We start from the raw sequence: 14,295 nt of genomic DNA on the forward strand, positions 1-14,295 counted from the left end.
GATCAATGGCCGGCGCTTTGGCCGCCGTCCACGTGCAGGATTTCGCCCGTCACGAACGGCGCGGCATCCAGATACAGCACAGCGTTCACGATATCGCTCATTTCGCCCATGTGGCCCATCGGATGCAGTGCGCCGAGCGCCGCATGCGTTTGCTCGGCGTGCATCGGCGATTTGATGATGCCCGGCGAGACCGCGTTGGCGCGGATACCGCGTTTCGCGTACTCGATGGCGAGCGACTTGGTCGCCGCGTTCAGGCCGCCTTTGGTCAGCGACGCCAGCACCGACGGCACGCCGTCGATCGCGTGATCGACCAGACTGGTGGTGATCGTGACCACGTGGCCGCTCGCGTGCTTTTCCATCTCGGCGATCGCCAGTTGCGTGATGTGGAAGAACCCGGACACGTTCACGCCGATGGCGGCTGCGTAGTCTTCCGCGGAATACTGCGTGAACGGCTTGGCGATGAAGATGCCCGCGTTGTTGACCAGCGTGTCGACGCGGCCAAAGCGCTCGACCGCCGCGGCGATCACGCGCTGCGCGGTGGCCGGATCGGCGATATCGCCGGCGACGGTCAGCACATTGGGATCGTCCGACGGGCTGACCGAGCGCGCAGTGGCGACGACCCGGTAATCGAGCTTGCGGAACGCCTTGACGATTTCCGCGCCAATGCCTTGGGATGCGCCGGTGACGACGACGACTTTTTGCGATGTGCTCATGATGAACCTCTGGGTGACATGTTTGGGATCAGATGCTGATCGGGCCACGGGCTCCGATGGGGTTGAAATCTAGGCGCATTGGCCCGGATTTCGAATACCCGCCGTGGACAAACAGTCGTGCGTACGAGGTACAAATGAGGCGTGGTGCGGGTTTGAGACCGAAATAACGCGACGCGGCGGTTCGAATGCTGCGCCGCGTCATGTCATTTAGTGCTCACATTTCACGTCTTGCCTGCGCACCTGGATGATGACCGGATAGGTGCCGTGCTCGAGTTCCACGCGCGCGACCACGGCCATCGTCGTCTCGTCGATATCGTCATAGACGCTGACTTCTTCGCGCCGAAGGTTGGTAACGCCGGTGCAGCCCGACGCGCGTCCTTCGTCGGAGACCTTGCACTGGATCGGGTTGTCGGCGATGTAGCGGTATTTGTCGCGATCAGGCGTGGCCAGATATTCGCGGAAGCTTTGCGCCGCGCCGCCGACCCCGGTAACGTAACCGATCGCGCATTGCAGGTTGGGCGTGCTGCCGCTGTTCGAGGTTTGGGCTTGCGCGCCCACACTGGCGGCGGCCGCGACGAGCGCCGCGAGAGTCAAGGCGAGAGAAGATTTCATGGCGTCATTCAGGTGGGTCGGATCGAAGTAGCGGATTGTAGCTGGCTACCCGGGCGCACCTTCATCAACGCGTCAATCAGTGCATCGACACGCACGGGTCGCGTTCGCGAGCCCGGCACGATCACGTTGACCGGCAACGGTGCGGGACGGCATTGCGGCAGCAACTCGTCCAGCGCGCCGCTATCGAGGTGCCGGCGCGCCATGAACTCCGGCACCTGGACCAGCCCGGCGCCCTGCACCGCCGCGCCGATCAACGCCTCGCCATGACTGATCCGAAACCGCGATTTCGGCGCGATCGTGACGGCGTGCCCCTTCTCGACGAATTCAAGCGGCCGCTCCCGCCCGCTCGTCGGCATTCTGAAAGCCACAACGCCATGTTGCGCGAGATCGGCGACCGCGCGGATCTTCGGATGAGCGGCGAGATAAGCCGGGCTGGCGCACAACACGAGCGGTTGCGAATCGAATTGGCGTGCAATCATGCTCGAATCGTTCAACGCGCCAAAACGGATCACCGCGTCCAGTCCCTCGCCAACCACATTGACCTGCTCGTCCGACAGCCGCAGATCGAATTCGAGCGCCGGATAACGCCGCTGCAAAGCGGTCAGGACCGGCAACACGACCTGGGTGCCGTAGCCGATCGGCGCGCCGATGCACAGCGTGCCGGCCGGCTCACCGGCGTCGGAAACGCTGCGCAGATCCAGCGCGTCGATCTCGTCGAGCAGCCGCGAACACTTGGCAAAAAGCGTCTGACCTTCCTCGGTCAGATGCACGGAACGCGTCGTGCGATGAAACAGCCGCACGCCAAGCTCCTGTTCGAGCCGCGCAATGCTTTTCGCCACCGACGAAGGCGCAAGGCTCAGCTCTCGCGCGGCGCGCGCAAAGCTGCCATGCCTCGCGACGGCGGCGAAATTGAGGAGCTGACTCAGGTTTTTCATCCAGGCTATTCCCGACAATCTGTCATCAATGAAACGGCAGTGGGGAGATCAAACGACGGTGCGTATGCGGGTAAATTGGACATCGACGAACTCGACACCCAAGGAACCCACCATGTCTTTCCAGAACATCAAACCGGTCGACTACGATTTCGGCGGCTCGCACGCCCGCATGCTCGTTTCCGGCAAGCAATCCGCCGGATCGTACTGCATGATCGAAATCTTTTCTCCCGCAGGCCGGGCCACGCCCGCGCACCGGCATCAGCATGAGGACGAGACGATCCATATGCTGGAAGGCGAACTCGACGTCAATATCGAAGGCACGACGCACACGTTCCGCGCGGGTGAGACGCTGTATCTGGAACGCGGCACCGCGCATCAACTGATTAACCGCTCGGACGCGACGGCACGCTATCTGGTCATCTGCGCGCCGGCCGGCTTCGACGAATTCGTCGAGACCTGCGCTGAAGTGCTGCCCGCACCCTACGAGACAGCGCCGCCGAGCGACGCGTCGAAACAAAAAATGCGCGACGCGGCACCGCGCTTCGGTATCACGTTGATTCCTCCGCAGAACGTAGCGCCCACGCCGGCATAACGGACGACAAGGACGTGCCTGGCGATGCCGGGCACGTCCGCACGCTCGCCCGGGAGCGAGCTTCACTTCTTCGTTTTTTTCGGGATCAGCAGCTTCGCCAGCTCCTGCAGAAACACCACGGGCCCTTCCCCATGCAGCGCGCGCCCGCTGCTCAATGCACCGTCGATGATCGTGCCCATCCGTAAGGCGAACGTCTGCGGCTCGTCGATGCGCATGGCGCGCGCCAGCTCCGTTAGGCGGTGCCGCAATTCCCGCTTGTGGGCAACCGCGACCTTGCGAGCCGGATGGCTGTCGTCCGCGTATTCGGCGGCGATGTTGATCTGCGGGCAGCCGCGATAGCCCGGGCGCGCGATCCGTTCGCCGATCCATTGCAATTGCGCGTCCAGTTCTTCGCGCGGCTCAGCCTTGTGCTGCGCGGCCACCGCGTCCCAGTGCTGCCAGAAGTCTTTATCTTCCAGCAGCAGGAACGCTTCGATCAGATCGTCTTTGGTCCCGAAGTGACGATACAGACTGGTCTTGGCGACCCCCGCGCGCGCCACGATCAGATCGACGCCCACCGCACGCGTGCCTTCCTGATAGAACAGTTCGCTGGCGGTCCGCAAAATGCGCTCGCGCGTATCCGGTAGAGGTTCCTTCACCGCTTCTCTCTTCTTCATCACGTTCAACCTCAGGGATTTCCAGCGCCGAAGCATTGAAATCGATCATAGCACTCTGTGTTTGACGACGCTACAGATCTGTACTATAAAACATACCGGTCTGTAGCGTTCCGAAAACAACCTGAAGAAAGAGAGTGAGACACATGAACGATCGAATCACAGTGGCGGTGTACGGCGCCTCGGGTCACACCGGGCGCTTCGTCGTGGCGGAGTTGCAGCGGCGCGGCCTCGGTGTGGTCCGCATAGGACGGGACGCCGCGCGTCTGCAGGAAAGCCCGGCGGACGCAACGACGCCATGGCGCGTCGCCGACGTCGGCCACCCCGAGCAACTCGACGCGGCGCTGCGCGGTACGCACGCCGTGATCAACTGCGCCGGACCGTTTCTCGATACGGCGCTGCCGATCGTGGATGCCGCCTTGCGCGCGCGGATTCCCTATCTCGACGTCACGGCGGAACAACCGTCGCTGCAGGCCTTGATCGATCAGCGCGACACGAGCGCACGCGAGGCCGGCGTGACGCTGATCCCCGCTGCCGCGTTCTACGGCGGGCTGGCCGATCTGCTGGTCACCTCGTTGGCGGACACCGGGCAAGCGCTCGATCGCGTGGACGTCGCGATTGGCCTGGACAGTTGGCACCCGACACGCGGAACACGTCTAACCGGTGCGCGCAATCACGCGACGCGGATGATCCAGCGGGACGGCCGGCTGACGCCGTTGCCGCAGCCCGCGCCCGAAAGCCGGTGGTCGTTCCCGGCCCCGCTCGGCAACGCGGAGGTAGTGATGCTGCCGTTCACGGAGGTGCTCGCGGTGTCGCGTCATCTGCGGGTCGCGACGATGGACTCGTGGCTCGCGTCGGCCGCGCTGCGCGACATTCGCAATCCGGATACGCCGCCGCCCCAGCCCAACGACGAGCAAGGACGGTCAGCCCAACAGTTCATCGTCGACGTCGTGATCGCGCAGAACGGAGCGACGCGGCGCGCCACCGCGAGCGGACGCGACATCTATGCGGTGACCGCGCCGATCGTCGTCGAGGCGACTGAGCGGCTGGTTCGCGGCAAGTCCACGAGCCAGGGTGGTGTGGTCAGTCTCGGCGAGATTTTCGATGCGAGGGATTTTCTCGCCGCGCTCGATACGGTGAGCGTTGCTTATGACGTCACGGGCGACCCGCTGCTCGCGCGCACGCCATCGCACTAGCCACGTCCGCGCGCGCTCGCCGCCCGCCCCCGCTGCGGCGAGCGCGCGGCGCGCAACTCCGCTGCATCGAGAAAAAAATCGCGGTTATCGGCCATGCGTTCGATCATGAAGTCGATAAAGGTCCGCACACGCAGCGGCTGCTCGGTGCGATGTCCGTAGTAGATATAAAGCGCGCCGTATTCGGTGACATGTTGCGTCAGCAACGGCACGAGCCGGCCGCTGCGGAGATGTACCGCCGCGTTGAAGCTGCCCAGTTGCCCGATCCCCAGGCCCGACAGCACGGCCTGCGTTTCCATCTCCGTATCGTTCACGCAGATGGCCGGCGGCACGTCGCGATAAACGATCTCATCGCCGACCTGAAACTGCCATTGCGCGAGCTTGCCGGTGTTGGCGCGCCGATAGCCGGTGCAGCGATGCTGCGCCAGTTCGTCGATGCTGCGCGGCGCGCCGTTACGTTCGATGTACGCCGGCGAAGCGCACACGACTAGCTGGATCGGCACGAGCCGCCGCGCGATCGAGCCGCCCGCCGGCGGCGGCCCGCCGCGAAAGCCCACATCGGCGCGTTCGGTCACGAGATCGGTGAAGTGATCGTCGAACTGGACTTCCAGCCGCACGTGCGGATAAAGCCGCTGGAATTCCTCGAAGTACGGCCACAGCACCGGCATGCCGAACGCTCGCGGCGCACTCACGCGCAGCAGGCCGTCCACCTCTTCTTTCGAGCGCCGCGCGTCGCCGAGCGCCGACGACAGGATCGACAGCGCCGGTTGCACACTGTCGAACAGCCGCTGGCCCTCCTCCGTCAGGCTCAGCTTGCGGGTGGTGCGGTGAAAGAGCCGGACGCCCAGCTCCTTCTCCAGTTGCATGACCGCCTGGCTCGCGGCCTGCGGCGAGATGCCCTGATCGACGGCCGCGCGCCGCAGGCTGCCGAGCGCAGCGGCTCGCACGAACGTGGTGATCGCCCGAATTTCGTTCATGGCGCGCGCTCCCGATTCGCAAGTAAAAATTGATTATGAGTCTAGCAATTGACGGCTAGTTAGTGTCAGTCCGCGCTTTTACCATGGTGTCACTTCAACTCGACGACACGCAGGAGAAACATCATGACTGACACGCAACGCGGCGGTTTCAAGCGGGTATGGTTGATCACCGGCGCAGCGCGCGGCATCGGCGCGCTAATTGCCGAGGCGGCGCTCGCGGACGGTAACGCGGTGGTCGCCGCCGGGCGCAATGTTTCGGCGATCGTCGAACGGTTCGGCGACACGCCCGCGCTGCTGCCGGTTGCACTCGACGTCACCGACGAAGCGCAAGCCCAAGCCGCCGTGCAAGCCGCTGTGGAAAAATTCGGCCGCGTCGACGTGCTCGTCAACAACGCCGGCTTCGGTTTGCTGGGCGCAGTGGAAGAATCCGCCGACAAGGACGTCCGCCGCCTGTACGACACGAACGTATTCGGCTTGCTGAACGTCACGCGCGCCGTGCTGCCGGTCATGCGCGCGCAGCGCGCGGGACACGTGATCAATATTTCGTCGATCGGCGGCTATCGGGGCGCGGCGGGATTCGGCGTGTACTCGTCGACCAAATTCGCCGTAGAAGGCATTACCGAAGCGATGCATGCCGAGCTGAAGCCGCTCGGCATTCACGCCACGGTCGTCGAGCCGGGTTATTTCCGCACGGACTTTCTGGATGCGTCCTCATTGGTCGTGGCGCCGCTCGTGATTGACGACTACGACGAAACCGCGGGCGCGGTCCGCCGCCGGGCGGCGCAAATGAATCACAACCAACCCGGCGACCCGAACAAACTGGCCGCCGCGATGATCGCACTAGTCGATGCCGACGCACCGCCGCTGCGCCTGCCGCTCGGCAACGACACGCTGGCTGCGATCGTTGCGAAAAACGCCTACGTGGCGCAGGAAATGGACGCGTGGAAAACGCTGTCGGCCTCGACCGATTTCGCGGTGTGAGGAATCGCCGCGCCATGTAGGCCGGTCAAGTCCGCATGAGCCTGCTCGGGCTCACACGGATTTGACCTCGCCGCCGTCCATTCTCAAGGCCGATCCCGTCATCCAGCGCGCCGCCGGCGACACGATGAAGGCCATCAATTCTGCAATCTCCTCTGGCGTGCCATAACGTGAAATGCCCGCTTCGACGGGAAACTTCGCCGTGGCCTCTTCGACCGTCATGTTGTGCAGCGGCGCCCAGTGCTCCAGATACGATTGCCGCCGCCCGGTCATCACGGCTCCGGGCAACACGCTGTTCACTTGCACGCCGTCGGCGATGCCGCGATCCGAAAAGGCCTTGGCGAGCGCCACGATGGCCGCGTTGATGGTCCCTACCGCGGCGTACGGCGCTTTCGGAAATAATGCCGAATTGCCCGACATCAATACGACCGAACCCGACGACGCCTTCAACGAAGGCCACGCCGCGACCGTCAGACGTCGCGCGCCGTGCAGTTTCAACGCGAGGCCGTTATCCCATTGCTCGTCGGTCATGTCGAGCACGTCGATCTGCGGCACCGCGCCCGCGATATTGAGCACCGCATCGATGCGACCGAACCTGGCGAGCGTCTGATCGACCACGTTCCGCGCGGCATCGAGTATGGACAGATCGACGTCGAGCACCAGCGCCTCGGCGCCTGCATGCTTGACCTCGACAGCGGTTTCTTCAAGCTTCTCGCGATTGCGCGCCACCAGCACGATCGACGGAAAATCCCGCGCCAGCCTGATCGCCGTCGACCGGCCAATCCCCTGGCTCGCGCCGGTCACAATCGCTACTTTCGTGGACATGTCATGGCTCCTTTCGTTTGCCGAAGCGAACGTTCTCAACGTTCAATCCCGTGCGCTGCACGACTCAACGCGTCAGGAAATCACCAATCGCATCAGCGATCTCCGAAGCATGCGTTTCCAGCGCGAAATGGCCGGTATCGAAGAAGCGCACAACCGCTTGCGGCATGTCGCGCCTGAATGCTTCGGCGCCGGGCGGCAGAAAGAACGGATCGTGCTTGCCCCACACGGCCAGGAACGGCGGTTGATGCGTGCGGAAGTAATGCTGGAACGCGGGATACAACGCGACGTTGTTTCGATAGTCGCCGAACAGGTCGAGCTGGATTTCGTCGGCGCCGGGGCGGTTCAGATAGAACACGTCGAGCGTATAGCCGTCGGGCGACACACTCGTCGTATCGGGCACGCCGTGCGTGTATTGCCAGCGGGTCGTCTCTAGCGTCAGCATCGCGCGCAGCGCTTCGCGGTTGGCGGCCGATGCGTCCTGCCAATAGGCGCGAATCGGATTCCACCCATCGCTGAGGCCTTCTTCGTACGCGTTGCCGTTCTGCGAAATGATCGCCGTGATTCGTTCGGGATGCTTGAGCGCGAGCCGGAAGCCGGTCGGTGCGCCGTAGTCGAATACATAGACGGCGTAGCGCTCGAAACCGATCACTTCGGTGAAGCGGTCGATCACGTTGGCGAGGTTATCGAACGTGTACGCGAACGCGTCACGGCCCGGCATATCCGATTGTCCAAAACCGGGCAGGTCCGGCGCGACGATATGGAAACGGTCGGCCAGCTTCGGAATCAGATCTCGGAACATGTGGCCCGAACTCGGGAAGCCATGCAACAGCAGCAGCTTCGGTGCGCCCGGCCGACCGGCCTCGCGATAGAACACGTTGAAACCGTCGACGTCTGCGGTGCGATAGGTAAGGGCGGACATGGTTTTCACCTGTGAAAAAAAGAAGGGGCTGGCGGTCGACAACAATTAGCGACCGTCTGTACAACAAGACTTCGATAACGTTTTAACGAGCCGCTAACGACTCGACCGCTTCGACGATGACCTGGGTCACGACGTCCGGCGCGGTGACGATCGGCGTGTGATCGACCTGGTACGAACGCACGTTCGCGTTCATGCGACGCGCCATGCCATGCTGCGTGTCGGGGTTGATCATCCGGTCCTGCTCCGCGACCAGAAACCAGCTGGGCAGATCTTTCCAAAGCGGCCGCGCGACCGCCTCGCCGATGCAGGCCGCCGCGATGGGACGCTGAACCGCGGCAAGCGTCGTGAGTTCGAGCGGTGCGGCATGCTGGGCAAACGCGGTGGCGAAGGCGTCGTGCGGCAGCCAGATCAACCCGTGCCGATCCGGCGCCAACTGCGGCGCCTGCGGATGCGCGGTGCCGCGATAGAAGACGTCGGCCACCGTTTCGCCTTCGTCGGGCGCGAGCGCGGCGACGTAGACCAACGCCTCGATCGCAGCCGAGCGCGCCGAACCGATCACCGCTCCCGCATACGCATGACCTGCGAGCACCACCGGACCTTCGATCCGTTCGAGCGTTCGTTCGAGCGCGGCCGCGTCGTCGGCTAACGACGTCAACGGCAGCGGCGCGGCGACCGCATCGATCTGATGTGCGGCGAGGCGTTCGATCACCTTGCTCCAGCTCGAACCGTCAGCCCATGCGCCATGCACCAGCACCGCGGTCACATTACGAGAATTCATTTCTGCGCTCCTTTGAGGGAAAGGGACATCGATTTACTTGTAACCTCTAAATTCATGTTTTAAAGGTTACTAACGCAGCATGTAACTTGTCAAGACGATTTTTAGTGGTTACGATGAACGCATTACCCTTTCACATTCGTCAGAAGACATGGACTACCGTGAGATTCCCGCGATCTTCGTGGCCGACGCGGCCGGCCTCGACTTCCTGAACTCCATCGCCACGCCGGTGGATGAGCCCGTCGACTGGATCAGCGACGGCGTAGGCCTGCTGGCCTGGTCGGAACAGGCCGGCCTCGTGCCGCGCGCCGCGCTGGCGGAAATTCGCACGCGCTCAACGGCCGCCGAACTCGACCGTGTCGCCGAGCAGGCGCGCGAACTGCGCGAGTGGTTCAGGGGATTTGTGCAGAAGCGCAAGGGCCGCGCGTTGAGCGCTAAAAATCTGCGCGATCTGGAGCCGCTGAACCGCCTGCTGGCGCGCGACGAACAGCATCGCGAGATCGTCGCCGGCGCGTCAGATGCGGCGACCGTTTTCGAACTGAGCGACCAGCGGCGCTGGCGCTCCGCCGAATCGTTGCTGATGCCGATTGTCGAGGCCATGGCGAAGCTGGTCTGCGACCAGGACTTCACGTACGTGAAAGCGTGTGAGGGACCGAAATGCACGCTGCTGTTCGCCGATCACACGCGCGGGCACGCGCGGCGCTGGTGCAGCATGGCGCTTTGCGGCAACCGCGCGAAGGTGGCGGCTCATCGCAAGCGGATCAAGGAGCAGGAGGCGGGGTGATGTTGCGGGTGCCCTAAGCGCTCACGTCGCTCGCACGTTTCAACCTTCCGCTTCATGTTGAAACGCGAGCGCGTGCAGCTTCACGAGCCGCCGCGGGTCACGTGCAAATCTTGCGCGAATCACGCGGCATCGATCCCCCGCGCTTTTGGCAAAGCCACCTTGTTTGTGCGATTATTTGCCGGCGCTGGCCTTCTGGGCGAATCAGCCTGGGCCGCGTCGAACAGCCGATAGTTCGTGACACTCTCTTCGAGGCGTAGCCATGAAACCAGTCATCGCGCAGCTTGTCATCGTTTCCTTGCTCGGCACATCGGTTGCCGCGCTAGCACAACAACCCCATCACGACGATCAACACGGCGGCCCGCCACCTCACAGCATGCGAGGACACGGCGCGCCGCGCGAAGCCGATATCGGCCGTCAGGGCGGCCCGATTCCGCACAGCGATTGGCATAAAGGCGAGCGGCTTCCGGCCGAGTATCGCGATCGCAGTTACGTGGTCGACAATTGGCATGAACACGGGCTGCATGCACCGCCGCGCGGCTATCAATGGGTCGGTGTGAACGGGGATTACGTGCTCGCTGCCGTGGCCAGCGGCGTGATTGCCGACGTGCTGCTGTCCGGGCACTAACCCGCCGGCACGGTAGACCATGCTCCTCGATCTCTTTCGGGGTCCCGGCCGCGTGTTCGGATTGACCGACCAGCTCACCTGATACGGCATTCACACGCGCTTGTTGTTGCGCTGCGCGCGGCTCGCGCGCCAGCGGAACAACAAGCCCATGAGTCCCGCGAACGCGGCCGTGCCTGCGTAACCGGCGAAACGAATCGCGTCTTCGCTGGGCAGACGGACCATCAATAGCGTCATCAACGCGAGTGCGGCCACCACGGCCAGAAGTCGGACGATCCATTTCATCTGACACCTCCGCGTCCCAATGGTTGTGAAGTCAAGCGTCGCGCGGAACATAGGGGACATCCCGCCCCTCCGCACGTCGCCTCACATCAAGCATACCCGCGCACGCCGCAAAAACAATTTGCGGCTTTCCCGATCCGGGACGGTCCCGATCACGCGCCCGTCCCTCTCCCGCTGCCTTGCGCCTGCTGCAAAATAAACTCGATGAACGTCGCCGCCGCCCGCGTGTGATGCCGGTTCGGCATATAGAGCATGTACATATGCGTGCCGAAGATGCTCAGGCGCCATTCGTCGAGCGCGGTCACTACCGCGCCGCGTTTCAGATCCTCCTGCACCACGTAGTCGGGCACGAGCCCGACACCCAAACCCGCAAGCACCGCGTCGCGCAGAAACAGAAAGTTCTCGGAGATGAGCGTCGGCTCGAGCAGCACTTCGTGCCGCTCATCGCGCCAGTAAGCGGCCACGCGCAGCTGCCTGCCGACCACCGCCGACGTGATCAACGGCGCGGTGCGCAGATCGTCGAGCCGCACCGGCATGCCGCGGCTTTCGGCGAACGCGGGCGACGCGCACGCGACATAGCGCACCGGCCCCATGTCGCGCGCGACCAGGTTTTGCGGCGGCTCGGACATGACCCGCACGGCGATATCCACTTCGTCGCGCATCAGGTCTTCGACGCGGTTTTCGAACATCACGTCCAGCACGATGCCCGGATAAACCCGCTTGAACGCGATCAGCCAGTCGGACATGACCAGTTGACCGTAGCCGCTCGGCACGCTCAGCCGCACCCGCCCTTGCAGGCTTTGACCGAGCGTGGCGACCGATTCGCGGGCGGCCAGCAGCGCGTTCTGGATCGCGCGGCCATGTTCGTAGAGTTGCAGGCCGATTTCGGTCGGCTCGACCCGCCGCGTGGTGCGTCTGACCAGTTGCAGACCGATCGAGCGCTCCAGCTGGTTTAGGTGGTAGCTCACGTTCGCGCGGCTCATTTTCAGCCGGCGCGCGGCCTCGCTCAGGTTGCCCGCGTCGAGAATGTCCACCAGCAAGGTCAGCGAATTGACGTCCACGGCGCACCTTTGTCAAAAGAATTTTGACAGTCTGTCAACCGTCCATGTGATTGTCAATAAACCTTGACCGCCGCACAATCGGAGAATTCGCCAGACGCGGTCTGCCCGCGCGTGCCGCCGGGCACCGCCGCTAGCAACCGCAAGCAGCCACAGATAACCGTTCCGGAGACACCCCATGACCCTCACCCCTTCGACCGATGTCGTCACGCATGCCGTACGCGGCAAGGTGCTGCTCGTGACCATCGACCATGCGCCGGTCAATGCCCTCTCCGCCGACGTGCGGCGCGGCCTCGCCCACGCGATCGACGCCGCCGACGCCGATCCGGCCGTCGAGGCGGTGCTGATCGTCGGCGCGGGGCGCAACTTCATCGCCGGTGCGGACATTCGCGAGTTCGGCAAGCCGCCGGTGCCGCCTTCGCTGCCGGACGTGTGCAACCGCATCGAAGCGTGCACCAAGCCGGTGGTGGCCGCGATTCACGGCGCGGCGCTGGGTGGCGGCCTGGAAGTGGCGCTCGCCGCGCATTACCGGATCGCGGTCGACGGCGCGAAGCTCGGCCTGCCCGAAGTGCAACTCGGCCTGCTGCCGGGCGCGGGCGGCACGCAGCGCACACCGCGCCTGATCGGCGCGGCCGCCGCGCTCGATCTGATTCTCAGCGGCCGGCATGCGAGCGCGCAGGAAGCGCTGGCGCTGAGTCTGGTCGACCGTGTCGGCAGCAGCGACGATCTGCTTGCCGAAGGCCTCGCTTACACGCAGGAGCTGCTGGCCGCCCACGCGCCGGTGCGCCGCACGCGCGACGCCACGGCACTCGCCGATCGCGCCGCGAGCCTCGCCGCCGTCGCGGCCGCGCGCGCGGACACCGCGAAGAAATCGCGCGGTCTGTTCTCGCCGCTCAGGATCGTCGACGCGGTGGAAGCCGCCATCGAACAATCCTTCGACGAAGGCCTTCGGATCGAACGCAAGCTGTTCCTCGAATGTCTCGATAGCCCGCAGCGTGCCGGGTTGATTCACGCGTTCTTTGCCGAACGTGAAGTGCTCAAGGCGCCCGAAACGCGCTCCGCCAAACCGCGCACGCTCGACGCAATCGGCGTGGTCGGCGGCGGCACGATGGGCGCGGGCATCGCCGTCGCGGTGCTCGACGCGGGCTTGCCGGTGACGATGATCGAACGCGACGACGAATCGCTCGCGCGCGGCCGCGCACACATCGAAAAAGTCTACGACGGCCTGATCGCGAAAGGCCGCCTGAGCGCGGAGAAGAAAGCCGCCGTGATGGCGCGCTGGAGCGGCAGCACCTCGTACGACGCACTCGCCAACGCCGACCTCGTGATCGAAGCCGTGTTCGAAGATCTGGCCGTGAAAAAGGCCGTGTTCGCCGAACTCGATCGCGTCTGCAAACAAGGCGCGGTGCTCGCGACCAACACGTCGTATCTCGACATCGACGCGATCGCGTCGAGCATCTCGCGCCCCGCCGACGTGATCGGCCTGCACTTCTTCTCGCCGGCCAACATCATGAAGCTGCTGGAAGTGGTGGTGCCGAAACCGGTCAGCGCCGACGTGGTCGCCACCGCATTCGAGCTCGCGAAGAAGCTGCGCAAGACACCGGTGCGCGCGGGCGTGTGCGACGGCTTTATCGGCAACCGCGTGCTCGCCGTGTATCGCAGCGCCGCTGACGCGATGATGGAAGACGGCGCGTCGCCGTATCAGATCGACGCCGCCGTGCGCGCGTTCGGCTTCGCAATGGGACCGTTTCAGGTGGTCGATCTGGCGGGCGGCGACATCGGCTGGGCTACGCGAAAACGGCGGGCGGCGACCCGCAATCCCGCCGCCCGCTATGTGCAGATCAGCGACCGTTTGTGCGAGCACGGCTGGTTCGGCCAGAAGACAGGCCGCGGGTTTTATCTGTATGCCGAAGGTTCGCGCAGCGGCGCGCCCGACCCCGAAGTTCAAGCGATCATCGACGCCGAACGCGAACGCGCCGGCATCACACCGCGCACTTTCACCGACGAAGAGATCGTGCGCCGCTACATGGCTGCCATGATCAACGAAGGCGCGAACGTCGTGCATGAAGGCATCGCGCTGCGGCCGTTGGACGTCGACGTGACCTTCCTGTACGGCTATGGTTTCCCGCGCTATCGCGGCGGTCCGATGAAATACGCCGACATGGTGGGGCTGCCGGCGATTCTCGCCGACATTCGCGAGTTCGCGAAAGAAGACCCGCTGTTCTGGCAAGCGTCGCCGCTGCTGGTCGATCTGGTCGAACGCGGCGCCGACTTCGCGAGTCTGAACCAGACGGTCTGAAGCCGCCGCTTTTTTGCGCCTGTTATGCAGCACGGCCGGTGGCGCGCAAGCGCGCCCCGCTCCGCTCACTTTCCACGG

The 14,295-nt window shown here is 64.3% G+C and carries 16 protein-coding genes; 6 read left to right on the top strand and 10 right to left on the bottom strand.

What is annotated here, in order from left to right:
• Positions 1-2: 2 nt before the first annotated feature.
• The 3 genes from FA94_RS03725 to FA94_RS03735 all read right to left on the bottom strand — a co-directional run bounded on the left by FA94_RS03725 (position 3) and on the right by FA94_RS03735 (position 2,260).
• Complete coding sequence (locus FA94_RS03725; RefSeq protein ID WP_035546868.1) at positions 3-713, bottom strand: SDR family NAD(P)-dependent oxidoreductase; 711 nt, start codon at positions 711-713, stop codon at positions 3-5.
• Positions 714-920: 207 nt separating this feature from the next.
• The gene (locus FA94_RS03730; protein WP_035546870.1) at positions 921-1,325 is read right to left on the bottom strand and encodes a hypothetical protein; all 405 of its coding nucleotides are present in this window, start codon (positions 1,323-1,325) and stop codon (positions 921-923) included.
• An 8-nt stretch (positions 1,326-1,333) separates the two neighbouring features.
• A complete protein-coding gene (locus tag FA94_RS03735; RefSeq protein ID WP_035546873.1) occupies positions 1,334-2,260 on the bottom strand; it encodes a LysR family transcriptional regulator in 927 nt (308 codons plus the stop codon).
• 112 nt (positions 2,261-2,372) lie between these two features.
• Here FA94_RS03735 and FA94_RS03740 point away from each other — a divergent pair, with 112 nt between their 5' ends.
• A complete protein-coding gene (locus FA94_RS03740; protein WP_051980356.1) occupies positions 2,373-2,852 on the top strand; it encodes a cupin domain-containing protein in 480 nt (159 codons plus the stop codon).
• A 62-nt stretch (positions 2,853-2,914) separates the two neighbouring features.
• Here the strand turns inward: FA94_RS03740 and FA94_RS03745 are convergent, their stop codons facing one another.
• A complete protein-coding gene (locus FA94_RS03745) occupies positions 2,915-3,508 on the bottom strand; it encodes a TetR/AcrR family transcriptional regulator (protein WP_035549225.1) in 594 nt (197 codons plus the stop codon).
• Positions 3,509-3,651: 143 nt separating this feature from the next.
• Between FA94_RS03745 and FA94_RS03750 the strand changes: the two genes are divergently transcribed.
• Positions 3,652-4,701, top strand: a complete 1,050-nt coding sequence (locus FA94_RS03750) for a saccharopine dehydrogenase family protein (protein WP_035546876.1) — start codon at positions 3,652-3,654, stop codon at positions 4,699-4,701.
• Here the strand turns inward: FA94_RS03750 and FA94_RS03755 are convergent.
• Positions 4,698-5,675: a LysR family transcriptional regulator gene (locus FA94_RS03755; RefSeq protein WP_035546878.1), complete on the bottom strand. Its 978-nt coding sequence runs from the start codon at positions 5,673-5,675 to the stop codon at positions 4,698-4,700. The genes FA94_RS03750 and FA94_RS03755 overlap by 4 nt on opposite strands.
• A 123-nt stretch (positions 5,676-5,798) precedes the next feature.
• Here FA94_RS03755 and FA94_RS03760 point away from each other — a divergent pair, with 123 nt between their 5' ends.
• Positions 5,799-6,656, top strand: coding sequence for an oxidoreductase (locus FA94_RS03760; protein WP_035546881.1), 858 nt, complete (start codon positions 5,799-5,801; stop codon positions 6,654-6,656).
• Positions 6,657-6,707: 51 nt separating this feature from the next.
• Here FA94_RS03760 and FA94_RS03765 read toward each other — a convergent pair whose 3' ends face one another.
• The 3 genes from FA94_RS03765 to FA94_RS03775 form a co-directional block, all read right to left on the bottom strand.
• Positions 6,708-7,478, bottom strand: coding sequence for an SDR family oxidoreductase (locus tag FA94_RS03765; RefSeq protein ID WP_035546882.1), 771 nt, complete (start codon positions 7,476-7,478; stop codon positions 6,708-6,710).
• A 64-nt stretch (positions 7,479-7,542) separates the two neighbouring features.
• Positions 7,543-8,397: an alpha/beta fold hydrolase gene (locus tag FA94_RS03770; protein ID WP_035549228.1), complete on the bottom strand. Its 855-nt coding sequence runs from the start codon at positions 8,395-8,397 to the stop codon at positions 7,543-7,545.
• A gap of 82 nt (positions 8,398-8,479) precedes the next feature.
• On the bottom strand, positions 8,480-9,175 hold the full coding sequence (locus tag FA94_RS03775; RefSeq protein WP_035546885.1) for an alpha/beta fold hydrolase: 696 nt from the start codon (positions 9,173-9,175) through the stop codon (positions 8,480-8,482).
• Positions 9,176-9,323: 148 nt separating this feature from the next.
• Between FA94_RS03775 and FA94_RS03780 the strand changes: the two genes are divergently transcribed.
• A complete protein-coding gene (locus FA94_RS03780; protein ID WP_035546887.1) occupies positions 9,324-9,956 on the top strand; it encodes a CGNR zinc finger domain-containing protein in 633 nt (210 codons plus the stop codon).
• A 259-nt stretch (positions 9,957-10,215) separates the two neighbouring features.
• Positions 10,216-10,581, top strand: coding sequence for an RcnB family protein (locus FA94_RS03785; protein ID WP_035546890.1), 366 nt, complete (start codon positions 10,216-10,218; stop codon positions 10,579-10,581).
• A gap of 90 nt (positions 10,582-10,671) precedes the next feature.
• Here FA94_RS03785 and FA94_RS03790 read toward each other — a convergent pair whose 3' ends face one another.
• Both FA94_RS03790 and FA94_RS03795 read right to left on the bottom strand, forming a co-directional pair.
• Positions 10,672-10,863 (bottom strand): hypothetical protein, encoded by a 192-nt coding sequence (locus FA94_RS03790; RefSeq protein ID WP_035546892.1) that lies wholly within the window; start codon positions 10,861-10,863, stop codon positions 10,672-10,674.
• A 149-nt stretch (positions 10,864-11,012) separates the two neighbouring features.
• The gene (locus FA94_RS03795; protein WP_035546895.1) at positions 11,013-11,921 is read right to left on the bottom strand and encodes a LysR family transcriptional regulator; all 909 of its coding nucleotides are present in this window, start codon (positions 11,919-11,921) and stop codon (positions 11,013-11,015) included.
• 175 nt (positions 11,922-12,096) lie between these two features.
• Between FA94_RS03795 and FA94_RS03800 the strand changes: the two genes are divergently transcribed.
• A complete protein-coding gene (locus FA94_RS03800; protein ID WP_035546897.1) occupies positions 12,097-14,217 on the top strand; it encodes a 3-hydroxyacyl-CoA dehydrogenase NAD-binding domain-containing protein in 2,121 nt (706 codons plus the stop codon).
• Positions 14,218-14,295 lie beyond the last annotated feature (78 nt).

Source organism: Burkholderia sp. 9120, assembly GCF_000745015.1.
In the GTDB taxonomy this organism is placed as follows: domain Bacteria; phylum Pseudomonadota; class Gammaproteobacteria; order Burkholderiales; family Burkholderiaceae; genus Paraburkholderia.

Coding starts and splice junctions, on each gene's coding strand:
- FA94_RS03725 (WP_035546868.1), bottom strand. CDS start 713: ATGAGCACATCGCAAAAAGTCGTCGTCGTCACCGGCGCATCCCAAGGC.
- FA94_RS03730 (WP_035546870.1), bottom strand. CDS start 1,325: ATGAAATCTTCTCTCGCCTTGACTCTCGCGGCGCTCGTCGCGGCCGCC.
- FA94_RS03735 (WP_035546873.1), bottom strand. CDS start 2,260: ATGAAAAACCTGAGTCAGCTCCTCAATTTCGCCGCCGTCGCGAGGCAT.
- FA94_RS03740 (WP_051980356.1), top strand. CDS start 2,373: ATGTCTTTCCAGAACATCAAACCGGTCGACTACGATTTCGGCGGCTCG.
- FA94_RS03745 (WP_035549225.1), bottom strand. CDS start 3,508: ATGAAGAAGAGAGAAGCGGTGAAGGAACCTCTACCGGATACGCGCGAG.
- FA94_RS03750 (WP_035546876.1), top strand. CDS start 3,652: ATGAACGATCGAATCACAGTGGCGGTGTACGGCGCCTCGGGTCACACC.
- FA94_RS03755 (WP_035546878.1), bottom strand. CDS start 5,675: ATGAACGAAATTCGGGCGATCACCACGTTCGTGCGAGCCGCTGCGCTC.
- FA94_RS03760 (WP_035546881.1), top strand. CDS start 5,799: ATGACTGACACGCAACGCGGCGGTTTCAAGCGGGTATGGTTGATCACC.
- FA94_RS03765 (WP_035546882.1), bottom strand. CDS start 7,478: ATGTCCACGAAAGTAGCGATTGTGACCGGCGCGAGCCAGGGGATTGGC.
- FA94_RS03770 (WP_035549228.1), bottom strand. CDS start 8,397: ATGTCCGCCCTTACCTATCGCACCGCAGACGTCGACGGTTTCAACGTG.
- FA94_RS03775 (WP_035546885.1), bottom strand. CDS start 9,175: ATGAATTCTCGTAATGTGACCGCGGTGCTGGTGCATGGCGCATGGGCT.
- FA94_RS03780 (WP_035546887.1), top strand. CDS start 9,324: ATGGACTACCGTGAGATTCCCGCGATCTTCGTGGCCGACGCGGCCGGC.
- FA94_RS03785 (WP_035546890.1), top strand. CDS start 10,216: ATGAAACCAGTCATCGCGCAGCTTGTCATCGTTTCCTTGCTCGGCACA.
- FA94_RS03790 (WP_035546892.1), bottom strand. CDS start 10,863: ATGAAATGGATCGTCCGACTTCTGGCCGTGGTGGCCGCACTCGCGTTG.
- FA94_RS03800 (WP_035546897.1), top strand. CDS start 12,097: ATGACCCTCACCCCTTCGACCGATGTCGTCACGCATGCCGTACGCGGC.